We start from the raw sequence: 23,092 nt of genomic DNA on the forward strand, positions 1-23,092 counted from the left end.
CAACTGATGCTCCCCGGTACGGGTCAGTCGCGCCAGTCCACCACCGCAGAGATCTTGCCGACAATGGTGCGCCAACCCAAACTCGCGGTCTGCGCACCGATCTTCTTCAGCCGCCGCCGACCCATGAAAGCGCCGATCCCGCCGTTGGCGGTGGCACGCAGCGCCTCGTCCAGGTCGTCGAGGCTGGAGCCGGCGGAGAGCATGTCGAGTACCGCAGGCAGCCGCAATGCGTACGAGAGGTCACGCGCGACCTCGCCGGCCTCGATCAGCAGGGTCGAATCCCAGGAGTCGTGCCCACCGCGCAGGTTCTCCACGACGAGGTCGAGCTCGTAGGTGTCCTCGTCGAGGGGCGCGATATCCGCGGGCTCCACCCGTTCGGACAATTCATTCCAGCTGTCCAGTTGGGACAGATCGTTTGGCGCACCGGACCGGATGAAACTGACCAACGACTCGGGGGTCTTGAACAGCAGCAGCTTGCCCTGGTTGCTGAGGAAGACCGGCACCTCCTCGTCGTCCGCCTCGTCCGTGGCGTCCTCGTCGGCCTCGTCGTCGTCCGCGTCGGTGTCGGTGGCGCCGTCGCGTCGGCGGCGCTTCGACTCGTCCTCGTCGTCGGCGAACTCCTCGGCCAGGTCCTCGTCGAGGATGACGACGGTCTCGTCGTCCTCTTCCTCCTCGATCACCTGACGTCGGGCGAGGAACGGGTCGTCCAGGTCGCGCTCGGTCACGTCGGTCGGGGTCAGCGAGCTGGCCGGCCGGTATGCCCGCAGCGTGAAGCCGGTGCCGGCGGGCAGGGCGATCTCCACCGGGTCGATGCGCAGCTCGTCCCAGAGTGCACGGTCGACCGAGGCCGAGGGGCCGTCGGTCTCATCTGGCTCGACCGCGCCGGTGGTGTCGTCGAGCTCGGGCTCGTCGGCGTCGGGCCGTTGGGGCGACTGGCGGGCCACGCTGACCTCCGTGTGCTTCGGGTTGCCCACCCGCCGGGGTCTCTGACCGGCGAGTGACTCTGGGCACATACCCTAGTCGGCGGCCCTGGGTGACCGATGCCCGCACCCCGGTGGCTGGCTGGCGCACGGATTCGACCTGCTCGTGGTGGGCGCTGGCGATCTGGCTGTTCGACAAGTAGCGTAGCTACGTATGAAGGCCCAGGCGTTGCACGGCCATCTCGACGCTCTGCTGCTCGCCGTTCTCGAACAGGGCGCGCTGCACGGCTACGCCATCATCGAGGCGTTGCGCGCGCGCAGCGACGGCACTCTGGATCTGCCCACCGGCACCATCTATCCGGCGTTGCGTCGGCTGGAACGCGCCGGGCACGTGGCGAGCACCTGGAGCACCGTCAACGGCAGGGAACGACGGACGTACGAGCTCACCGATTCCGGCCGGCGAGCGTTGGCCGGGGAGCGCGCGGGTTGGCGCGACTTCCAGCTGACCGTCGGCCGGTTCCTCGACCCCGGCAGCCCGCCCACCACCCCGGCCTGACCCCGGTCGAGCCGGCGACCACCGGCGGGACCGGGGCACCGGCGACGTGGCTCAGTGGGCCGGGCTGGCGAGCGACTCCGCTCGGCGGGCGGTGGCCTGCAGCCAGCCGCGCACCGCACGGGCCAGCGAGAAGTACGCCCCGCCCACCAGCACCGCACCGATGATCATTGGTGGCCAGCGCAGCGCGTCGTCCCAGAGAGTCATCGACCAGGCGAACAGGGCGCAGCCGGCGATCATGGCGAGAGCCAGCATGGCGGTCAGGCCGGCGCCCACCGCGCGTTGCACCAGGGCCAGACCCGGACGTGTCGAACGGGCGCTCGCCGCGACCACCAGCAGACCGGCCACTGCCAGCAGCAGCGAACCCATCCAGATCCAGTCGACCGAGCTGGCGAGCAGCTGGTAGCCGGCCGGTGGACGGGGGCCGCTGCTCCAGCTCGACCCCCGCCAGGTCAGATCCCCGGCGACCACCCCGACCCCGGCGATCGCCAGCATCCGCAGGGAGAGCCCGCGCAGAGCGCCCACCGCCAGCTCGGCCTGCCAGGAGGGAAGGACCTGCGCCGGTGAGCCGAACTCGACCACGGCCCGGCGCTGCGCCTCCGTGGACGGCACACCGCTCTCCCGGTACGCCTCCACGGCGTCCAGCAGCCCGTGCCGGGCCTCGGTGAGCAGGTCGGACTTGAGTCGCGCCGGCCCCTGCAACCGGGCGGCCAACTCACGCAGGTGCTCGTCGACCAACACGTCCTCACGGTGCGGCATGGCACCACCCTGCCACGGGTCAGGGAGCCCTGACGTCGGGGAGAACCCTGGTCCGTCCCCGAGCCCCGGTCAGGGGGCGAGGGCCAGGTAACCCCGCTCGGCCGCAGCCTGGAGCAGCCACTGGTCCCGGTACCAGCCCGGGGCGGCGACCAGGTCGGCGTGCCGGCCGCGCTGGATCACGCGGCCGCCGTCGAGGACGACGATCTCGTCCAGCTCGGCCAGCCCGCTGAGCCGGTGGCTGATCAGCAGCACCGAGTGCCCGGCGGGGGTGGCGGCGAGAGTGGACGCGAGCACCGCGTCGGCGGCGGCCGGATCAAGACCTTCGGTGGGCTCGTCGAGCACCAGCACCGGCGGCGCGGCGAGCAGAGCCCGGGCGAGCGCCAGCCGCTGCCGCTGGCCACCGGAGAGCTGCCCGCCCTCCTCGCCGACCAGCGTGTCCCAACCCGCCGGCTGGGCGCGTACCCAGTCCAGCAGGCCCGCGGCGGCGGTGGCGGCCGTCAGTGCCTCCTCGTCGGCCCCGGCCCGCCCGAGCAGCAGGTTCTCCCGCACCGTGGCGTGAAAGACGTACGCCTCGGCCAGCAGGCCGCCGACCGCCCGCGGCAGTGCCTCCTCGGCGTACGCCGAGAGGTCGTGACCGTCGAGGGTGACCCGCCCGGACATCGGTTGGACGGTGCCGGTCAGGACGGCGGCCAGGGTGCTCTTGCCGGCGCCGCTCGGGCCGACCACCGCGATCCTCCGCCCCGGCAGCAGGTCCAGGCTGACGCCGTCGAGGGCGGGTGCCGCACCGGCCCGGTACCGCACTGTCACGTCGACGAAGCGCAGTTCGTGGGGGCCGACCAGGTCCGTCATGCCGGTCGTAGGCGGGGAAGCCGGCGTGCCGGCGTCCAGCAGGTCGGCCACCCGGGCCAGACCGGGCCGCAACTGCGTCCACTGCCGGGCCGCCGTGACCAGTGCCAGCGTCACCTCGACGGCGGCCAGCGCGCCGACGGCCAGGACACCCACCAGCACCCCCGACACGTCGGCGGCCAGCGCTGCCAGCACCACCGCCGCGGCGGTCAGCCCGGCGGTCAGCACCCCGGCCGCGTCCACCGCGAACCCGGTGGCGGCCAGCCGACGTTCCAGGCGGGCCAGCCGGCGGGCCCGCTGCGCGGCCGCACGCAGTGTGACGTCGGTGGCCCCGAACGCGGCCAGGTCGGCTGCGCCGTGGGTGAGGTCGATCGCGTCGGTGGCCAGTGCGCCGCGCAGGGGGGCCACCTGGGACGCGCTGCGGCGGGTGACAGCGGTGGCCAGTGCGGGCAACGCCACCCCGGCGACCAGCAGCCCGACGGCGAGCGCACCGGCGGCAGGTGGTGAGATCAGCGCCGCCACGCCGACCGCCAGCACACCGACCAGGGCCGCCGCCGAGCCAGGGACCAGCACACGCAGCAGCAGGTCCTGGACGGCCTCGACGTCGGAGACCAGCCGGCTCAGCACGTCCCCCGACCGGTGGGCGGCGCCACGCCGGGCGGCGAGGGTGGCGAAGACCCGGGCCCGAACGTCGGTGATCATGCGGAGCACCGCGTCGTGCCCGGCGAGCCGTTCGGTGTAGCGGAACACGCCACGGCTGATCGCCAGCGCCCGGACAGCGACGATCGCCACTGTGAGCCGGTCCAGCGGAGGCTGGCCGGCGGCGCTCATCAACAGCCAGGTGGCGGTGGCCATCAGGGCGAGCCCGGCGAACTCGGTGGCGGCCGCGAGCAGCCCGGCACCGACCAGCCGACCCAGGTACGGGCGGGCCAGTCGCAGCACGGCGCGCTCGGCGGCGGTCCGCCGGCCCGATGCCACGCCGGCGACCGCCTCCGGCCCGTGTTCCGCGCTCATCGGGTCGCCTTCCCGGTCGGTTCGGGCGTCAGCTCGGTGACCCGACCGTCCTCGACCCGCAGGATCCGGTCGGCGTCGGCGAGCAGCGCCGGTCGGTGCGCGACCAGGAGCGCGGTGCGCCCGGCGACCAGGCGGCGGGTGGCGTCGAGCACCACCGCCTCGGCCGCGGTGTCCAGGCGGGCGGTGGGTTCGTCGAGCAGCACCACCGGCGCCGCCCGCAGAAACGCCCGGGCCAGCGCCACCCGCTGCCGTTGCCCGCTGGACAGCCCGTGGCCGCGTTCGCCGAGCAGGGTGTCCAGGCCGTCCGGCAGACCGGCCACCACGTCGTCCAGAGCGGCGTCGTGCACTGCCGCGGAGAGCGCGTCGGGCGTGGTGTCCGGTGCGCCGAGCCGGATGTTGTCGGCCAGCGAGGCGGCGAAGAGATGGGCCCGCTGCGGCACCCAGGCGAGTTGCCGACGCCAGGCGTCCGGGTCGGCGGTGGCGAGGTCGACCCCGTCCACTGTGATCCGGCCGCTGGTCGGGGTCACGAAGCCGAGCAGCAGGCCGAGCAACGTGCTCTTGCCGGCGCCGCTGGGCCCGATGATGGCGATCCGTTCGCCGGCTCGGATGGTCAGGGTCACGTCACGCAGGGCGGTGGTCCGCTCGTACGCCACGGTCACCCCCTCGAACCGGATGTCACGTCGCGCGTCCGGGACGGTGGCGCCCTCAGCGGCCCGGGGAGCGGTCGGCGCGGCCGAGATGGTCAGCGCCTCGTCCAGCGCGGCGAGCCCTTCCATGCTGGCGTGGAAGCGGCTGCCGGCGGCCCGCAGCGGCAGGTACGCCTCCGGGGTGAGCAGCAGCACCAGCAGCGCTGTCTGCAGGGCCAGCCCGCCGCCGAGCAACCGGATGCCGACCGGCACCGCGACCAGTGCCACCGAGAGGGTGGCGACCAGCTCCAGCACCAGCGCGGAGAGGAACGCGATCCGCAGCGTCTTCATGGTGGCGACGCGGTGCCCGTCGGCCATCCGACGCACCACCTCGGTCTGTGCCCGGGCCCGCCCGAACGCCCGCAGCGTGGGCAACCCGGCGACCATGTCCAGGAAGTGCCCGCCGAGCAGCGAGAGCCGCCGCCACTGCCGTTCGGTGGCGGCCTGGGCCTGCCAGCCGAGCAGCGCGCCGAAGACCGGGATCAGCGGCAGGGTCACCGCGATGATCACCGCCGAGCTCCAGTCGGCGAAGACGACCCGGGCGAGCACCGCCAGCGGCACGGTGACGCTGAGCACCAGTTGGGGCAGGTATCCGGTGAAGTAGGCGTCCAGCGCGTCCAGCCCGCGCCCGGCCAGGGTGGCGATCTGACCGGCCCGCTGCCCGGCCACCCAGCCGGGGCCGTGTCGGCCGACCGCGCCGAGCAGGTCGGCCCGCAGCGTCGCCTTGACCGTGGCGGCGACCCGCGCCGAGACCGTGCCCTGCGCCCAGACCAGCGCCGAGCGGGCAGCGACCGCGACCATGAAGGCGCCCAGCGCCGGCCGATCCAGTCGACCGTCGATCGCCGTGGCCAGCACCGCCGCTAGGGCGGTGGCCTGCGCCACGATCAACCCGGCGGCGAGCACACCGAGGAGCGCGAGCACGGCAAGATCGCGCCGGGCCGCAGGGACCCGGCGCAGCAGACGCGGGTCGAACGGACGGCGTTTCACCAGTACACCGGTGCCCTGCCGTCGGTCCGTCCTCGGAAAACCCACCAACACATCGCCTGGAAGCCTAGTAGGGCCGGAAGTAGCGGCAGCGCCACCCAGCCGAGGAGCCGCAGCGTCGGTGCGCTCGCAGCGGCGTCGGTCACTGTCAGCGAGGCGCCCGGGTCGGTCGTGGACACCAGCACATAGGGCCAGAGAGCCGCCCCGACCAGCACCACCGGCAGCGCCAGGGCCCCGCCGGTTGCGGCCAGAGCCCACCCCGGCCGCCGCCGCGCCAGCGCCGCGCGGGCCGCCAGCAGCGCCGCCGCGAGCAGCACCGGCAGGAGTACGGCCACCGCCGGCCGCTGGACGGCGTCGCGTACCCGGGAGGAGAGCAGGCCCACGACGGTGGCCAGGGCGACCGCGGTGAGCGCCACCGGCACCAGCCGGCGGGCCGTGCGGCCCACCACGGCGGCGGCGTCGGCCGACAGGCGCAGCGCGAGGAAGGTCGCTCCGTGCACCGCGACCAGTGCGACCATGGCCAGCCCGACGGTGGCTGCGAACGGTGTGGCCAGGTGCGACACCCCGGCGACGTGCCCGTCGGCCTGACGGGGCACGCCCTGGAGCAGCGCGGCGAGCACCACCCCCCAGCCCACTGCGGCGAGTGCGCTGCCGATCATCACGACGCGGTCCCAGCGCGCGCGGATCCGTTCGTCGGCGGGCCGGCTGCGCAGTTGCACCCCGACGGTGACCAGGATGACGCCGACCAGGGCACCGGCCACGGCCGGATAGCAGCCGGAGAGCAACTCGCCCTCCAGCACCGGGAACGCGCCGAAGAGGATGCCCACGGCGGCCACCAGCCAGACCTCGTTGCCGAGGAAGAACGGGCCGAGCGCGGTGAGCGTCTCCCTCCGCAGAGCGGGGCCGCCACCGCGGGCGAGCAGCAGCCCGACGCCGTAGTCGTAGCCGGCGAGCACCAGGTAGCCGGTGAAGAAGAGGCCGAGCAGGGCGTACCAGGCGAGGTCCACGGTGTTCTCCTCAGTTCCTCAGTGCCTCAGACGAGCGCGGGTTCGGGGTGGGTCGACTCACTCGGAGGCGCCGGTGGGCGGCCGAGTGCCGGATCGGCCGCGCCCCGCGCCGCGTGCCGGGCGAGCAGCACCCAGTTGGTGACGGCGAGGGTGCCGAGCAGCAGGCTGAACCCGATCAGCGAGGCGAGCATCACCGGTGCGCCGACCGGGGAGACGGCCTGCTCGGTGGGGAGCAGCCCGTACGCCACCCAGGGCTGGCGGCCGACCTCGCGGGCGATCCAGCCGAGGATCACCGCGACGAACGGCAGCGGCAGGGCGAGCAGGACCAGCCAGAGCGGGAAGCGCAGCCGGATGATCCAGTCCCGGAAGAGCAGGGGGAGCAGCAACCAGACGCAGCCGAGGGTGAAGCCGATCAGGATCATGAAGCCCAGCCCGACGCTGGCCAGCACCGGTGGCGTGTAGTCGCCGGGGCCGAACCGGGTGGTCCAGTCGGCGATCAGCGCCTGCGCCTCCGGGCTCTGGCCGCCGAACTTGGTCGGCTGCACGCCGCCGACCGGGCCGAACTGGGCGAAGCCGAAGCCCTGCACCAGGCTGATCGCCAGCGCCGAGGTGACCAGGCCGATCCGCAGTGAGGTGCGGAAGAGCACGAAGTCGGGAGTACGCCGGATCAGGTGCCAGGCGCTGACCGCCGCCATCAGCATCCCGCCGACCAGCAACGCGGCCGAGACCACGTGCCCGAACGCCATGCCGAGGCTGGGGTTGGAGAGCAGCGCGCCGAAGTCGGTGAGGTGGGCGATGCCGTCGCGTACCTCGTAACCGACCGGGTGTTGCAGCCAGGAGTTGGCCACCATGATCCAGAACGCCGAGGCATACGCGGTGATGGCCACGCCCCAGAGCAGCGCGAGATGGACACCCTTGCGGAGCCGGTGCCAGCCGAAGATCCACATCCCGAGGAACGTGGATTCGAGGAAGAACGCCACCAGCGTCTCGATGGCCAGCGGCGCGCCGAAGACGTTGCCGACGTAGCGCGACAGGCCGCTCCAGTTCAGCCCGAACTGAAACTCCATCACGATGCCGGTGGCGATGCCGAGCACGTAATTGATCACGTAGAGCTGACCCCAGTAGCGGGTCAGTCGCTCCCACTTCGGATTGCCGGTGAGCACCCAGGCGGTCTGCATCCCGACCAGCAGGGTGACCAGCCCGAGCGTGACGACCACGAAGAGGAAGTGGATCGAGGTGGTGGTGGCGAACTGCAGGCGGGCGAGGAGCAGGGTGTCCATGGCCGGCTCTCCGTAGTGTTGGCTCCCTTGTCGTAGCCACCCTACACGTAGTTTCTCTACACGTCCGTCTACTACATGACGTCGTAGAAGAGAGTACTACATCACGTAGTAGTCATGGGTTTGGAAGATCGCGCTCTTGCGGCGGGACACAGCGGCGCGGCACCCATGCGGGGGCGCGGCGTGTGACGTGCTGGGTCAGGTCAGGACAGGAAGAGGGTGATCGGGAGGGCGACCAGCGTGCTGGCCACCGCGAGGGCGGTGGCGCCGAGCACCCGGGGCGGCCGGTCGGTGACCAGGAGGCGCTGGACCCGTACGTCGAGATCTCGGTCGCCCATGCCCAGCGCGCCGGCCGGGGTGATCCGGTGACCGGCGGCGGCGAACCGGCGCAGCGCTCCGGCCAGCGGCGCTTCCGCGTGCAGCTCACGGGCCTTGTCGTCGGCGCGCATCTCGACCAGCAGGGCGACCCGTTCATGGGCGTCGCGGACCCAGCCGAACCACGGCAACGCCCGGCACAGCGCGGTGAACGGCAGCAGCACCAGATCGTGCCGCTCGTGCGCGTGCGCGCGCTCGTGGCTGAGCACCGCGGCCAGCTCGGCGCGGTCGAGCAGGCTCAGTGTGCCGGCGCTGACCACCACCTGCGGCTTCACCCCGGGCAGGCAGTATGCGGCGGCGCTCGGATGATCCAGCACCAGCGCGCCGGGGGCGGCCGGATCGTCCCGGGCGACCAGGGAGAGCAGGTCCCGGTGCCGGCGCTGGGCGCGTACGGTGCCGTGGATGCTGCGGACGGTCGTGGCGACCAGCACCGCGCCGATGCCGAAGCCCACCCCGACGCCGGCGAGGTGGAAGGTGTTCACCCCGATCGGCAGTGTGCCGTGGGCGAGGTCGTTGGCCAGGGCGAGCAGCGCGCTGCCGGTCGGCAGGTCGTACGCGCTCAGCCCGAGCGCCATGGGCAGGCCCATCGCCGAGAGACCCACCGCCAACCCGACGGCCTGCCAGCAGATGATCGCCACCCGGGGGCTGCGCCACGTCCAGGTGGAGCGGGCCAGCACCTGAGCCGTCAGGTAGCAGGCCAGCATGGTGGCGGCGAAGTGCACGGCGTACGCCATGGCGTGGGTCCTACCGCTCCGCTGCCTCGCCGGCGGTTCGCCGGCCCGTCGGCCCGTCCAGGCGGTCGGTCAGCTCGGTGTCGCCCGGGTCGCCGCTGGTGGAACCCGGACCGGTCAGGCCGGCCTCGCTCCCCAGGGCCGCCCGCAGCACCTCGGCCTCGGTGCCGGTCACCGAGCGGGCGAACCGCACGAGTGCGGCGTCCCGGCTGCCGCCCAGGTCGAGGGCGTCGAGCATGAGCTGGGCGATGTGCGCCTCACGGCTCGCCGCCGGCCGGTAGCGCCAGGCCCGACCCTCGCGCTCCCGCTGCACCATGCCCTTGCCGGCGAGCCGGTCCAGCACGGTCATCACCGTGGTGTACGCCAACTCGCGGCCGTCGAGCGCGTCGGCCACCTCGCGCACGGTCACACCGTCCGACGTGCCGGGGACCACGTCCCACAGCACGTCCATCACCGCACGCTCAAGATCGCCCAACCGAGTCACGAAGCAATCCTACCCCCGGTAGTAGACCCCCCACGCCCCCGAGCCCATCCCGCCCCGACCCCGACCAGGACCGCCGGACCGCCGGACCGCCCGAAGATCCGCACAAGAACAGGGATGTTGCTGCCTCCAAGGCGCTGGAGGCAGCAACATCCCCGAAGTTGCGCAGATCTTGACCGCGCTCACCCAACCCGAGGCAGGACCCGTGTGCTGACCCACCCGACGAACCCGGCCCACGTCAGGTTTTCCGGGGGAGCCCGCCCGCGCAGGGATCAAGCCTGACCGCCCGGAGTGGGCGGGCTCCCCCGGAAAACCCAAAGGCCGAGGAGGACTCACACCCCCTTGGGATGCCACACAGTCTTCGTCTCCAGCAGCGCGGTCATCCGAGCCAGACCCGGGTCGACGGACCAGTCGTGGTCGGCCGGGGCCGGTCGGAGCACCCGCTTGAGGTTCTCCGCCGCCCTGACCTCCAGGTCGGTGGCGAGCGCGGTGTCGGTCACCCCGGTCAGGTCGATCGCGTTGACGTCCATGTGCGCCGCCAACGCCGGCGCGGTCTCGGTGATCGCGCCGGTGAGGATGTTGACCACCCCGCCCGGCAGGTCGGAGGTGGCCAGCACCTCGGCCAGCGTCACCGCCGCCAGTGGCTCGGAGGGCGATGCCGCCACGACCACCGTGTTGCCGCTGACGATCGCCGGGGCGATCACGCTGACCAGGCCGAGCAGCGCCGGGCGCTCGGGGGCGACGACGGCGATCACGCCGGTCGGTTCGGGCGCGGAGATGTTGAAGTACGGGCCGGCGACCGGGTTGGCGCCGCCGTACACCTGGGCGAGCTTGTCGGCCCAGCCGGCGTACCAGACCCAGCGGTCGACGGCGGCGTCCACCTCGTCGCCGGGCACGCCCAGGGCGACGAACTGCTCGCGGCGGCCCTCCAGCATCTCGGCGGCCCGGTAGAGGATCTGACCCCGGTTGTACGCGGTCGCGCCGGCCCAGCCCTTCACGGCGGCGCGGGCGGCGACCACCGCGTCCCGGGCGTCCTTACGGGAGGCCAGTGACACATTCGAGGACTGCACGAGATACGACCGTCCCGACTCGCTGCGCGGGAACTTCCCGCCGATGAAGAGCTTGTACGTCTTACGTACCGCGACCCGCTCAGACATTGAGGTAGCCCTCCAGCCCGTGCCGGCCGCCCTCGCGACCGTAACCCGACTCCTTGTAGCCACCGAACGGCGAGGTGGGGTCGAACTTGTTGAACGTGTTGGCCCAGACGACGCCGGCGCGCAGCCGGTCGGCCATCCACAGGATCCGGGAACCCTTGTCGGTCCAGATCCCGGCCGACAGCCCGTACGGCGTGTTGTTGGCCTTTTCGACGGCCTCGGCCGGCGTGCGGAACGTGAGCACCGACAGCACCGGGCCGAAGATCTCCTCGCGGGCGATCCGGTGGGCCTGGGTGACCCCGGTGAAGATGGTGGGCGCGAACCAGAAGCCACGGTCGGGCAGCTCGCACGGCGGTGACCAGCGCTCGGCGCCCTCGGCGGACCCGGCGTCGGACAGCTCGCGAATCCGCTCCAACTGGGCGGCCGAGTTGATCGCGCCGACGTCGGTGTTCTTGTCCAGTGGGTCGCCGACCCGGAGCTGGGCCATCCGCCGCTTCAGCGACTCCAGCACGCGGTCGGCCACGTTCTCCTGCACCAGGAGTCGGGAGCCGGCGCAGCAGACGTGCCCCTGGTTGAAGAAGATGCCGTTGACGATGCCCTCGACGGCCTGGTCGATGGGCGCGTCGTCGAAGACGATGTTGGCGGCCTTGCCGCCCAGCTCCAGGGTGAGCTTCTTGCTGGTGCCGGCGACGGACCGGGCGATGGCCCGGCCGACCTCGGTGGAGCCGGTGAAGGCGACCTTGTCGACGCCTGCGTGCTCGACCAGTGAGCGGCCGGTGTCGCCGGCGCCGGTGACGATGTTGACCACACCGGCCGGCAGGTCGGCCTGCTGGCAGATCTCGGCGAAGAGCAGCGCGGTGAGCGGGGTGGTCTCGGCGGGCTTCAGCACCACCGTGTTGCCCGCGGCGAGCGCCGGTGCGATCTTCCAGGCCAGCATGAGCAGCGGGAAGTTCCACGGGATGACCTGCGCGGCCACGCCGATCGGCCGCGGGTTGGCACCGAAACCGGCGTGCGGAAGCTTGTCGGCCCAGCCGGCGTAGTAGAAGAAGTGCGCGGCGACCAGCGGCAGGTCGACGTCCCGGGACTCCCGGATCGGCTTGCCGTTGTCCAGGGATTCCAGGACGGCCAGCTCGCGGGAGCGCTCCTGGATGAGCCGGGCAATCCGGTACAGGTACTTCGCCCGGTCCCGGCCCGGCATCGGACCCCAGACCTTGTCGTACGCCTTGCGGGCGGCACGCACCGCGCGCTCCACGTCCTGAGCGCCGGCCTCGGCGATCTCGGCCAGCACCTCCTCGGAGGCGGGGTTGATCGACTTGAAGCTGCCACCGTCGGTCGGATCGACGAACGCGCCGTCGATGAACAGCCCGTACGAGGGTTTGAGGTCCACCACCGAGCGGGACTCGGGGGCGGGGGCGTATTCGAACATCGGCTATCAGTCCAGGGTGAAGTAGTCGGGACCGGAGTAGGTGCCGGTCGTCAGCTTGGTGCGCTGCATCAGCAGGTCGTTGAGCAGGCTGGACGCGCCGAAGCGGAACCAGTCCGGGTCGAGCCAGTCCGGGCCGACGGTCTCGTTGACCATCACCAGGTACTTGATCGCGTCCTTGGTGGTCTTGATGCCACCGGCGGGCTTCACGCCCACCTGCCGCCCGGTGGCCGCCCGGAAGTCACGGACAGCTTCCAGCATCACCAGGGTCACCGGCAGTGTCGCCGCGACCGGGACCTTGCCGGTGGAGGTCTTGATGAAGTCGCCGCCGGCCAGCATGGCCAACCAGGAGGCCCGCCGCACGTTGTCGTAGGTGGCCAGCTCGCCGGTCTCCAGGATCACCTTGAGGTGGGCGTCCCCGGAGGCCTCCTTGGTGGCCACGATCTCGTCGTAGACCTCCTTGTAGCGCCCGGCCAGGAACGCACCCCGGTTGATCACCATGTCGATCTCGTCGGCACCGGCCGCGACGGCGGCCCGGGTGTCGGCCAGCTTGATCTCCAACGGCGCCTGACCGGACGGGAACGCGGTCGCCACGCTGGCCAGGTGCACGCCACTTCCGCGCAGCACCTCGGCCACGTGCGGGACCATCGCCGGGTAGACGCAGACCGCGCCGACGTGCGGGCAGGACGGGTCGGCCGGGTCCGGGCGCAGTGCCTTCGCGGCGAGCGCGCGCACCTTGCCCGGGGTGTCCGCCCCCTCCAGGGTGGTCAGGTCGACCATCCGGATCGCCAGGTCGATCGCCTGGGCCTTGGCGGTGGTCTTGATGGATCGGGTGCCGAGCTGTGCCGCCCGCTGCTCCGCGCCGACCTGGTCCACGCCGGGAAGCCCGTGCAGGAAGGTCCGCAGAGCGGTCTCGGATCGTCCCAGCTCGGAGAGCTCCGACCGGGCCGACGTCGTTGTCGCCGTCATGCCGAGAAGTCTACGCACCGGACAGCTGAGTGATCTTGGTCACGGCAGGCTCGACGTGAGCGGCGTCGCTGGTCCGACCGCACCGACACCACCGCGCCGAACGGACCGGTAGGTTGAGCGATCGTGGACGTACACGTCATTGACCACCCGCTGGCCCAGTCTCGGCTGACCGCCATGCGGGACGCGCGCACCGATTCCTCGACGTTCCGGGCGGCGCTGCACGAACTGACCACCATGCTGGTGTACGAGGCGGCGCGCTCCTTCCCCGTCGAGCGGTACCAGGTGCAGACGCCGGTCACCGGCACCGAGGGCACCCGGCTGGCCAACCCGCCGCTGCTGGTGCCGGTGCTGCGGGCCGGCCTCGGCATGGCGGACGCCGCACTCGGCCTGCTGCCCGAGTCCTCGATGGGCTTCGTCGGCCTGGCCCGCGACGAGGAGACCTACGAGCCGCGCGCGTACATGGAGTCGCTGCCCCGCGACCTGTCCGGGCTGCCGGTGCTGGTGCTCGACCCGATGCTCGCGACCGGTGGCTCGCTGGAGCATTCCTGCCGGTTGCTCGCCGACCGTGGCTGCACCGACATCACAGTGCTCTGCGTCCTCGCCGCCCCGGTCGGCATCGAACGGCTGGAACGCTCCGGCCTGCCGTTGCGCCTGGTCACGGCCTCGATCGACCAGGGGCTCAACGACAGCATGTTCATCGTCCCCGGGCTCGGGGACGCCGGCGACCGCCAGTTCGGCGGCATGCCCCGGTTCTGAGTTCGACACCCGGTGGGTGCCGGGTCTGGCGGGTCCGTGCGCGAGGGTGCGCGGACCCGCTACCGTCTCGGGCCATGACTGGTGTTGCGCTCGCCGAGGAGTTGCTGCTCCTCGCCTACGACGACACGACCGGCAAGGCGACCATGCCGCGGATCAGCCTGGACCTCGGCATGGCCGCCGCGGTGCTGGTCGAGCTGGCCATCGCCGGCCGGATCGCGTACGCCGAAGGGTCGTTGACCGTGGCCGACCCGACGCCGACCGGCGAACCGGTCGCCGACGAGGTGCTGAGCCGGATCGCGGCCGACACACCGCACACCCCGGCCTCCTGGGTGCAGCGCCTTCGGCACGGCCTGCGGGACCGGATCCTCGGTGACCTGTGCAGCCAGGGTGTGGTCCGGGACGTCGACGAGACCGAGCTGGGCTTCATCCACGTGCACCGTTACCCGGTGGTCGACGCCTCCGTCGAGGCGGAGACCCGCCAGCGCCTGGCCGAGGCCCTGACCGGCGCTGCGGCTCCGGACGAGCGGACCGCCGCGCTGGCCACTCTGGTCGTGGTGCTGCGGATGGAGTCGGCGCTCGGCGTGAACGGTGAGACCGCCGCCGACGCGCGCCGCAGGCTGGAGGCGATCGCCACCGGCGCCGGCTTCTCCGGCGAGGTGAGCACCGACGACTCGGTGGTCCGCCCCTCGGTCGGTCTGGTCGTCGCGGCCCTGGGCCGCGCCGTCGACCAGGCCCTCGGCCCCCGCCGCTGACCGTCGGCCCCCGCCGCTGACTCTCGGGCCCCGCTCGACGGGCCCTTTGCTCTGCACCCACCCAGGCACCACGGTGCCGGCCCCCCGGCAGGAGTCGGGCGCGGAGGACTGCTGTTCATTCAATGGCGCTTCCGCGGGTGCAGAGCAAAGGGCGGACCTGTCATGGGTGGGCGCTGCGGGGTTCAGATGCCAAGGGCCGCGCTGACCTCAGCGCGGAGCGCGGCGACGGCCGACGCCGCCCTGCTGCGGGCCGTCCGGACGTCACCGTCCACGACCGGTTCCACCACCTCGAGGTACGCCTTGAGCTTCGGCTCGGTCCCGGAGGGCCGGATCACCACCCGGGCGGCCGCGGTACGCAGGATCACCACGTCCGACTCGGGCAGGAGGTCCCGGACGCTGTCCACCGGCTGCCCGAGCAGGGTCGTCGGGGTGTCCGCCCGGATCCTGGCCATCGCGTCGGTGATCACCCGCAGGTCGTCCACCCGGGCGGAGAGCTGGTCGGTGTGGTGCACGCCGAACTCGGCGGCCAACTCGTCGAGCCGGTCGGTCAGCGTCCGACCCTGTGTCTTCAGGCCGGCGGCCAGCTCGGCCACTGTCAGCGCCGCAGTGATGCCGTCCTTGTCCCGCACGTGCGCCGGTGCGACGCAGTAGCCGAGCGCCTCCTCGTAGCCGAAGACCAGGGGCGTGCTCCCGCCGCCGGCCCGCACGATCCACTTGAAGCCGGTCAGCGTCTCGTCGTAGGCCAGGCCCCGGGCCGCGCACATCGCGCGCAGCAGTGACGAGGACACGATGGTGGTCGCGTAGAGCCCGGTCACCCCGCGCCGCATCAGGTGGTCGGCGAGCAGCACCCCCACCTCGTCGCCGCGCAGCATCCGCCAGCCGTCGTGCCCGTCACGGACGACCACGGCGCAACGGTCTGCGTCCGGGTCGTTGGCGATGGCGAGGTCCGCGCCGGTGGAGTCGGCCAGGGCGATCAGCCGGTCCACCGCCCCCGGCTCCTCCGGGTTGGGGAACGACACGGTCGGAAACGCCGGGTCCGGCTCGGCCTGGTCGGGGACCACGCCGGGCACCGGGAAACCGGCGCGGGCGAAGGCGGCGGTGAGCACCGCCGCGCCCACCCCGTGCAGAGGGGTGTACGCCACCGTCAGGTCCCGTGGCCCGTCCGGGTCGATCACGGCGGTGGCCTGTTCGACGTACGAGGCGGTCAGGTCGTCGCCGAGCACCTGCCCGGGTGGGCCCAGCGGCACCTCAGTCAGTGGGCCGACCGATCGGATGGCGGCCTCGATGCCGGCGTCGGCGGGCGGCACGATCTGCGCGCCCCAGCCCAGTTCACCGCCCAGCTCCGCGCCGAGGTAGACCTTGTAGCCGTTGTCCTGGGGTGGGTTGTGGCTGGCCGTGACCATCACACCGGCGACTCCGCCGAGGTGGCGCACCGCGTACGCCAGCACCGGGGTGGGCAGCGGGCGGGGCAGCAGCAGCGCCGGTCGACCCGCCCCGGTGGCCACCTGGGCGGTGCGCTCGGCGAACTCCCGGGAGCCGTGCCGAGCGTCGTACCCGATCACCAGGGGGCCGGTCCCGCCCTGGGCCGCGAGCCAGCCGACCAGGCCGGCAGCGGCCTGGGTGACAACGGCGAGGTTCATTCCGTTCGGGCCGGCGCGCAGTGGGCCGCGCAGGCCCGCGGTGCCGAAGGTCAGCGGGCCGGCGAACCGGTCGGCCAGCTCCGGCGCGCTCGCCGGCAACCGGTCGAGCACCGCCGTCAGCTCGTCCCGGCTGGCCGGGTCGGGGTCGTCGGCCAGCCAGCGCCGGGCTTGCTCGCGAATGTCGTCGATGTCAGTCGTGTCCGCCGCCATGCCCCTTGATAGCACGGCGGCGGATCACCGCTGTCGGTTCCTCCGGCTCAGCCGTCTCCGGTGAGCTGGAACGTCCGCACCATCTCGTCGAAGATCGGCTTGCTCTCCGCGAACTTGGTGTCCGTCGAGGTCAGGTAGAACGAGTACGCCTTGCCGCCCTCGGCCACGCCACGCCAGACGCCGTGCCGCATGGCGTCCCCCTCGCCGCAGGTGTATTCGAACTCGGCGGCCGGCTTGCTGGCCAGCTCGGTCTCGGTGGCGCTGACCTGCTGGTATGGCTTGACGCAGGAGGTGCTCCTGGTCTTGAGGCCGTTCTCCGCCGTCTCCGCCCAGCGGTTGGAGTCGCTGGACCACTTCTCGGTGATGATGCGCACCTTGCGGCCGCTGTCCTCCGGGTCGATGTAGTCGGTGTAGGAACCGCCGGTCGCCTTCTTCCAGCCCTTCGGCACCATGAGCTGGATGCCGCGGGCGGCGTGTTCCTGCATCTCGACGGTCGGCGCCGCCGCGGTGGACGGGGTGGGCTGCGCCTGCGGAGTGCTCGGCGGGGCGTCGTCGCCGCCGGAGAGCGCCACCACGGTGAGCAGCAGCACGACGGCCAACCCGCCTGCCGCGGCGAACTGCACCTTGCGTGGCCAGCCCTTGACGGTGCTGACGAGCTGGCCACCGGTGGCGCGGACCTTACCCAGAGCGCCGCCGCCGCCACCGGCGGAAGCGGCAGGCGACGTGGCCCAGGGTTGGCCGGTGCCCGGCACCGACCACTGGTTGCCGCCGCCGTAGGTGCCGCCGATGCGCTGGGTGGCCTCCGGTGCGCCGCCGTAGCCGACTTGCTGGGTGGCACCGGCCGGGGTGCCGTAGGTGACCCGTTGGGTGGCGTCCGGGTGCGCGCCGGCGTCCACCCGCTGGGTGGCGTCCGCGTTGCGGCCGTAGGCGCGCCCAGCGGACTGTCGGCCGGGCGGGGGCATCGCGCCGGTGGGTGTGTGCAGCGGGCCGGCCAACGCGTCGGCGCTGGTCTCGTCGAGCCCGGTGGCGCCGGCAGTGCCGGTCGGCTCCGGGCGTTCGCCCCGGCTCAGCGCCGCCAGCCGGTCGGTCAGGGACTCACCGGGGGCCAGCATGGCGGGCCCGCCGATCTGGCTGTCCGGCTTCGGCTCCGGCTGGGGCGGCGGCAGGACGGGCACCGGGCGCTGCTGCACCGGCACCACGTTGTACGGGTCGGTGACCGAGTGCACGGCGGTCGCGGTGCTGCCCAACGGGCCGGCGAGCAGCTCGCGCAACATGGCCCGGGCGGTGTGCACGTCCAACCGGCGGGCCGGGTCCTTTTCCAGCAGACCCATCAGCACCCGGGTCAGCGGGCCGCTGCGCTGCGGTGGGGCGGGCGGGTCCTCGACCACGGCGTGCATGGTCTCGATCGGGTCGCCCTTGTCGAACGGGGGTCGTCCCTCGACCGCTGTGTAGAGCGTCACACCCAGCGAGAAGAGATCGCTCGGCGGCCCGAACTCCTGGCCCATTGCGCGCTCGGGCGAGATGAAGTGTGGTGAGCCGAGCACCATGCCGGGGGTGGTGAGCTGGACGTCGGTGGGCATCCGGGCGACCCCGAAGTCGGTCAGCACGCAGCGCCCGTCGGTGCAGATCAGCACGTTGGCGGGCTTCACGTCCCGGTGCAGCACACCGATCGCGTGTGCGACCTCCAACGCGCCGAGCAGCGCGATGCCGATCTTGGCGACGGCCCGGGGTGCCACCGGACCGTCCTCGATCACCATGTCGGCGAGGCTGCGGGCGTCCAGCAGCTCCATCACGATCCACGGCCGGCCGGCCTCGGTGACCACGTCGTACACCTGCACCACGGCGGGGTGCTGGATGGCGGCGGCGGCGCGGGCCTCGCGCAGGGTGCGTTCGTACATGGCGTCGCGGTCGCTGGGGGCCAGACCCGGAGGAAGGACGACCTCCTTCACCGCCACGTCACGGCGCAGCAGGGTGTCTGTGGCACGCCACACCGTGCCCATGCCGCCGTTGCCCACGGAGGACCGCAGCGAGTACCGGCCACCAATGGTGGTGCCGGGCGCCGCTCGTCCGTTGGCGGGACTAACTGGTCCGCCGCTCCACGTCGGGATCTGAGTCACAGAAAAGCCACCGGGGGAAATCGAGGGGGGCTGGGACACAACCCCCCTATCTTGCTGGTTCCGACGCCCGATGCGAAAGCCGACGCGGCGGACGTTTATCGAAGTCGACAGAACGTGCCCTGTCGTTCACCTGGTGTCGACCGGTCTGGACGCACTGTGCGGTATCCCTCACGCGAGGGTGTGGCCAGGCGTCCTACCATCCGGGGATGAGTGAACGGCGGTCAAGCGAGTCCGGTTTCCCGATCAACGGCGTCTACACCGAGGCCGACCTTCCGGAGGACCTGGACTCCCGGCTGGGCAGCCCCGGCGAGTTCCCGTACACCCGGGGGGTCTACCCCACGATGTACACCTCCCGTCCGTGGACCATGCGCCAGTATGCCGGCTTCGGCACCGCCACCGAGTCCAACGCGCGCTACCACCAGCTGTTGCGGGCCGGCACGATGGGCCTCTCGGTCGCCTTCGACCTGCCGACCCAGATGGGTTACGACTCCGACGAGCCGATCGCGCACGGCGAGGTCGGCAAGGTGGGCGTCGCCATCGACTCCATCGAGGACATGCGGCTGCTCTTCGCCGACATTCCGCTGGACAAGGTCTCCACCTCGATGACCATCAACGCACCCGGGTCGGTGCTGCTGCTGCTCTACCAGCTCGTCGCCGAGGAGAACGGGGTGCCCGGCACGGCGCTCAACGGCACGATCCAGAACGACATCCTCAAGGAGTACATCGCCCGGGGGACGTACATCTTCCCGCCGAAGCCGTCGCTGCGCCTGGTGGCCGACACGTTCGCGTACTGCCGCAAGGAGGTGCCCAAGTGGAACACCATCTCCATCTCCGGCTACCACATGGCGGAGGCCGGCGCGACGCCCGCGCAGGAGATCGCGTTCACCCTGGCCAACGGCGTGGAGTACGTGCGGGCGGCGCTGGCTGCCGGGCTCGCCGTGGACGACTTCGCGCCCCGGCTGTCGTTCTTCTTCGTGGCCCGCACCACACTGCTGGAGGAGGTGGCGAAGTTCCGCGCCGCCCGGCGGATCTGGGCCCGGCTGATGCGCGACGACTTCGGCGCCAAGGATCCGAAGTCGATGATGCTGCGCTTCCACACCCAGACCGCCGGCGTGCAGCTCACCGCGCAGCAGCCGGAGGTGAACCTGGTCCGGGTGGCGGTGCAGGGGTTGGGCGCGGTGCTCGGCGGCACCCAGTCGCTGCACACCAACAGCTTCGACGAGGCGATCGCTCTGCCCACCGAGAAGGCGGCCCGGCTCGCGCTGCGGACCCAGCAGGTGCTGGCGTACGAGACGGACCTGACCGCCACCGTCGACCCGTTCGCCGGCTCGTACGTGGTGGAGGCGATGACCGCCGAGATCGAGGCCGCCGCCGTCGAGTTGATGGAGCGGGTGGCCGACCACGGCTCGGCGGTGGACGCGATCGAGGCCGGGTTCCAGAAGCGGGAGATCGAGCAGTCCGCGTACCGGATCGCCCAGGAGATCGACTCGGGCGAGCGGGTGGTCGTCGGGCTCAACCGGTTCACCGTGGACGAGGAGGAGCCGTACGAGCCGCTGCGGGTCGACCCGACGATCGAGGCGGCCCAGGCTGACCGGCTGGCGCGGCTGCGCTCCGAGCGGGACGCCGACGAGGTGACCCGCACCCTCGCGGATCTGCGGGCCGCCGCCGAGGGCACCGACAACGTGCTCTACCCGATGAAGGCGGCGCTGCGGGCCCGGGCGACGGTGGGTGAGGTCTGCGGGACGTTGCGCGAGGTGTGGGGGTTGTACCGGCCCACCGATCGCTTCTGACCGTCGCCGGCCGCGACGGCGTGTGTCCGTCCGGTTCAGCGGGTACCCCTTCGACCACGGACGCACACAGTGTGCGCCCGTGGTCGACGCGTGCGTGTGAGCGTCCTTATCCGGTCGTCGCGGAGTGTGGTCGGCTAATTGTCGGAGTGTCAGTTCACCACCCCGACTAATGCGACAATTTGCAACAGGGCCCCTGAGTGGCCCCCGGAATCGCGACCGCACGGTTGGTTACGCGTTGTAGGAGGTGAGGGGCGCATGGCGGCATTCGAGCACGATCTACCTGCTGTCCCGCACATCTCCGAGCGCCCTCAGCAGGGCATACGTGACGCTACGCGGTCTGATCATCACCGTAACGAGGTTGCGCAGCGTCACCGCCGGAGGTCTAGGCTGTCTGCTGTCCCCGATGATCCATCCATCTCTAGTGATCGAGAATTCGACGTGACGAGTGCGTTGACGCTGCCCACTGGTGGCCAGCTGGCGTCGTCCTGGCCGGAGACGCCACCCGGGTCCCAGCCCCTTCCCCGCGACCTGGACCACCTCCTCGCCCTCCGGGTACCGGGGCTCATCGCCACGCGCCGTCACCTCCACTCGCACCCCGAGCTCTCCGGCACGGAGTTCGAGACGGCGGCCCTGATCGCCCGGGAGCTCTCGCTGGCCGGGCTGCACCCTCGGCTGCTGCCCAAGGGCAACGGCGTGATCTGCGACATCGACGGCCGCCCCGACGGCCCGGTCGTCGCGCTGCGCGCCGACATCGACGCCCTGCCGCTGGACGACATCAAGGACGTGCCGTACCGCTCCACCGTGGAGGGCGTCTGCCACGCCTGCGGCCACGACGTGCACACCACGATCATGCTCGGCGTCGGCATGCTGCTGGCCCAGCTCGCCGACCTCGGCGAGCTGGACGGTCGAGTCCGGCTGATCTTCCAGCCGGCCGAGGAGATCCTGCCCTGCGGCTCGTTGGAGGTCATCGAGGCGGGCGGCCTGGACGACGTGGTGCAGATCTTCGCGCTGCACTGCGACCCGAACCTGCCGGTGGGTCAGGTCGGCCTGCGGGTCGGCCCGATCACGGCGGCTGCCGACAACGTCACGGTCCGGCTCTCCGGGCCGGGCGGTCACACCGCCCGTCCGCACCTGACCGTCGACCTGGTCGACGCGCTCGGCCGGTTGATCACCGAAGTGCCCGCCCTGGTCAGCCGCCGGGTGCCGGCCAACAGTGGCCTGCTGCTGGTCTTCGGCCACGCCTCGGCCGGCACCCGTTACAACGTCATCCCCTCCGAGGCGAGCGCCTCCGGCACCCTGCGGGTGATGGACCGCGACACCTGGGAGCAGGCTCCCAAGATCGTCGCTCAGGTCGTCCGGGACGTGATCGCCCCGACCGGCGCGACGGTCGACCTGGAATACCTTCGCGGCCGGCCGCCGGTGAGCAACGACTCGCGGGCGATCCAGGTGCTCACCGCCGCCACCGGCGCCGCGCTCGGCCCGGAAGGGATCGCCGAGACACCGCAGAGCATGGGCGGCGAGGACTTCTCCTGGTATCTGGAGTACGTCCCCGGCGCCCTCGCCCGCCTCGGCGTGGGCCGCTCCGGCCCCAACGTCGACCTGCACCGGGCAAGCTTCGACGTGGACGAGCGGGCCATCCCGGCCGGCGTACGCGTCATGGTGCAGACCGCGCTGCGGGCACTGGCGGCGGCGCGCTGACCGGACCGACCAGAGCCGGGATCTTCCGTCGCCGGCGCAACACCACCAGCAGCACCCCCAGGGGTACGCCGAGCGCCACCAGCCACGGCAGCAGCGCGCCCAGCACGGTGAGCAGGACGGTCAACGAGGCGACGAACGCCTTCCAACCGCCCTTGAGCCCGACCAGGAAGCCGGTCTCGGCCTTCTCGTCGGCGGCCTTGGCGGCCGGCCCGGCCAGCGACACGGTGATCGTGGACAGGGCGGTCAGGTCGGCCAGGCGTCGCTTCTTGGCCTCCAGCGACGCCAGGTCGGCCTCCCGGCGACCCAGCTCGTTCTCCAACGACACCAGGTCGGTGATCGAGGTGGCGCGGGTCAGCAACCGGCGGGCGCTGTCCACCCGGGCCCGCTGACTGGTGATCCGGGCGTCCAGGTCGACGGTCTCCTCGGTGACGTCCTGGGTGTTGATTTCCCGGTTCTGCTGCCGACCCAGCTTCGCGACCTCCTCCACCACGCCGGCGAACTTCGGCGCCGGCACTCGCAACTGCAACTCCGCCACCGCGTCGGCGTCGGCGCTGCGCCGCTGGTCGCCCCCGATGAAGCCACCGGCCCGAGTGGCTATGGCGGTGGTCTCGCGGGCCGCCGCGTCCACATCGTCCACCTGCACGCGCATCGTTCCGGTGTAGATGATCGCCCGTTGGTCGACCCGCAGGTCCGCTGCGCCGGCTCCGGCCGCACCCGCCGCGTCCGCGGCGGTGTCCCTGTTCGCCTCGCCGGCCTTTGCTGGCGCCTCGGCCGCCGAGCCCGCGGAATCCTTCGACCCGCTGTCGTCGCCGGCGCCGCATCCCGTCAGCACCAGCGTCGCCGCCAGCGCCGTCGCCGCCAGCAGTGTGCCGTGGCGTCGTACCACCTTTGCGTCCATCCCCGCTCCCATCGTCGTCATCCGGTGTGGCGATAGCTCGGACGCTGCGCAC

The 23,092-nt window shown here is 72.2% G+C and carries 19 protein-coding genes; 5 read left to right on the plus strand and 14 right to left on the minus strand.

Annotation, left to right across the window (positions count from 1 at the left end; genetic code table 11):
• Positions 1 to 23: 23 nt before the first annotated feature.
• Complete coding sequence (locus tag CLT68_RS10375) at positions 24 to 974, minus strand: DNA primase (protein ID WP_099850428.1); 951 nt, start codon at positions 972 to 974, stop codon at positions 24 to 26.
• A gap of 160 nt (positions 975 to 1,134) precedes the next feature.
• Here CLT68_RS10375 and CLT68_RS10380 point away from each other — a divergent pair, with 160 nt between their 5' ends.
• Positions 1,135 to 1,476 (plus strand): PadR family transcriptional regulator, encoded by a 342-nt coding sequence (locus CLT68_RS10380; RefSeq protein WP_099850430.1) that lies wholly within the window; start codon positions 1,135 to 1,137, stop codon positions 1,474 to 1,476.
• 51 nt (positions 1,477 to 1,527) lie between these two features.
• Here the strand turns inward: CLT68_RS10380 and CLT68_RS10385 are convergent, their stop codons facing one another.
• The 10 genes from CLT68_RS10385 to deoC all read right to left on the minus strand — a co-directional run bounded on the left by CLT68_RS10385 (position 1,528) and on the right by deoC (position 13,179).
• Entirely contained in the window at positions 1,528 to 2,232 is a 705-nt protein-coding gene (locus CLT68_RS10385) for a permease prefix domain 1-containing protein (protein WP_099850432.1), read from the minus strand.
• Positions 2,233 to 2,301: 69 nt separating this feature from the next.
• A complete protein-coding gene (gene cydC / locus CLT68_RS10390) occupies positions 2,302 to 4,092 on the minus strand; it encodes a thiol reductant ABC exporter subunit CydC (protein WP_099850434.1) in 1,791 nt (596 codons plus the stop codon).
• Positions 4,089 to 5,765, minus strand: coding sequence for a thiol reductant ABC exporter subunit CydD (gene cydD / locus CLT68_RS10395; protein WP_099850436.1), 1,677 nt, complete (start codon positions 5,763 to 5,765; stop codon positions 4,089 to 4,091). The genes cydC and cydD overlap by 4 nt, the downstream gene beginning before the upstream one ends.
• Positions 5,762 to 6,769 (minus strand): cytochrome d ubiquinol oxidase subunit II, encoded by a 1,008-nt coding sequence (locus tag CLT68_RS10400; protein WP_099850438.1) that lies wholly within the window; start codon positions 6,767 to 6,769, stop codon positions 5,762 to 5,764. Before CLT68_RS10400 ends, cydD begins: the two co-directional genes overlap by 4 nt.
• A 26-nt stretch (positions 6,770 to 6,795) precedes the next feature.
• Positions 6,796 to 8,049 carry a cytochrome ubiquinol oxidase subunit I gene (locus CLT68_RS10405; RefSeq protein ID WP_099850440.1) on the minus strand — a complete coding sequence of 418 codons (1,254 nt, stop codon included), beginning with the start codon at positions 8,047 to 8,049 and terminating at the stop codon, positions 6,796 to 6,798.
• Positions 8,050 to 8,249: 200 nt separating this feature from the next.
• A complete protein-coding gene (locus tag CLT68_RS10410; RefSeq protein ID WP_099850442.1) occupies positions 8,250 to 9,155 on the minus strand; it encodes a M56 family metallopeptidase in 906 nt (301 codons plus the stop codon).
• A 10-nt stretch (positions 9,156 to 9,165) separates the two neighbouring features.
• Entirely contained in the window at positions 9,166 to 9,636 is a 471-nt protein-coding gene (locus CLT68_RS10415; protein WP_088946158.1) for a BlaI/MecI/CopY family transcriptional regulator, read from the minus strand.
• A gap of 329 nt (positions 9,637 to 9,965) precedes the next feature.
• A complete protein-coding gene (locus CLT68_RS10420) occupies positions 9,966 to 10,790 on the minus strand; it encodes an aldehyde dehydrogenase family protein (RefSeq protein WP_088946159.1) in 825 nt (274 codons plus the stop codon).
• A complete protein-coding gene (locus CLT68_RS10425) occupies positions 10,783 to 12,213 on the minus strand; it encodes an aldehyde dehydrogenase family protein (protein WP_099850444.1) in 1,431 nt (476 codons plus the stop codon). Before CLT68_RS10425 ends, CLT68_RS10420 begins: the two co-directional genes overlap by 8 nt.
• A gap of 6 nt (positions 12,214 to 12,219) precedes the next feature.
• Positions 12,220 to 13,179, minus strand: a complete 960-nt coding sequence (gene deoC / locus CLT68_RS10430) for a deoxyribose-phosphate aldolase (RefSeq protein WP_088946161.1) — start codon at positions 13,177 to 13,179, stop codon at positions 12,220 to 12,222.
• 123 nt (positions 13,180 to 13,302) lie between these two features.
• On the opposite strand from deoC, the gene upp reads away from it, so the two are divergent.
• Both upp and CLT68_RS10440 read left to right on the plus strand, forming a co-directional pair.
• On the plus strand, positions 13,303 to 13,935 hold the full coding sequence (gene upp, locus CLT68_RS10435) for a uracil phosphoribosyltransferase (RefSeq protein ID WP_099850446.1): 633 nt from the start codon (positions 13,303 to 13,305) through the stop codon (positions 13,933 to 13,935).
• Between the two features lie 74 nt (positions 13,936 to 14,009).
• A complete protein-coding gene (locus CLT68_RS10440; RefSeq protein WP_099850448.1) occupies positions 14,010 to 14,687 on the plus strand; it encodes a GOLPH3/VPS74 family protein in 678 nt (225 codons plus the stop codon).
• A gap of 182 nt (positions 14,688 to 14,869) precedes the next feature.
• Here the strand turns inward: CLT68_RS10440 and CLT68_RS10445 are convergent, their stop codons facing one another.
• On the minus strand, positions 14,870 to 16,537 hold the full coding sequence (locus CLT68_RS10445) for a phospho-sugar mutase (RefSeq protein WP_099850450.1): 1,668 nt from the start codon (positions 16,535 to 16,537) through the stop codon (positions 14,870 to 14,872).
• Between the two features lie 47 nt (positions 16,538 to 16,584).
• Positions 16,585 to 18,654, minus strand: coding sequence for a serine/threonine-protein kinase (locus CLT68_RS10450; RefSeq protein WP_099850453.1), 2,070 nt, complete (start codon positions 18,652 to 18,654; stop codon positions 16,585 to 16,587).
• Between the two features lie 206 nt (positions 18,655 to 18,860).
• Between CLT68_RS10450 and CLT68_RS10455 the strand changes: the two genes are divergently transcribed.
• Positions 18,861 to 20,444: an acyl-CoA mutase large subunit family protein gene (locus CLT68_RS10455; protein ID WP_088946165.1), complete on the plus strand. Its 1,584-nt coding sequence runs from the start codon at positions 18,861 to 18,863 to the stop codon at positions 20,442 to 20,444.
• Between the two features lie 438 nt (positions 20,445 to 20,882).
• Positions 20,883 to 22,142 carry an amidohydrolase gene (locus tag CLT68_RS10460; RefSeq protein ID WP_088946166.1) on the plus strand — a complete coding sequence of 420 codons (1,260 nt, stop codon included), beginning with the start codon at positions 20,883 to 20,885 and terminating at the stop codon, positions 22,140 to 22,142.
• Here the strand turns inward: CLT68_RS10460 and CLT68_RS10465 are convergent.
• Positions 22,099 to 23,061, minus strand: coding sequence for a DUF4349 domain-containing protein (locus CLT68_RS10465; RefSeq protein WP_099850455.1), 963 nt, complete (start codon positions 23,059 to 23,061; stop codon positions 22,099 to 22,101). The genes CLT68_RS10460 and CLT68_RS10465 overlap by 44 nt on opposite strands.
• Positions 23,062 to 23,092: the final 31 nt, after the last annotated feature.

Source organism: Micromonospora sp. CNZ299 (genome assembly GCF_002754415.1).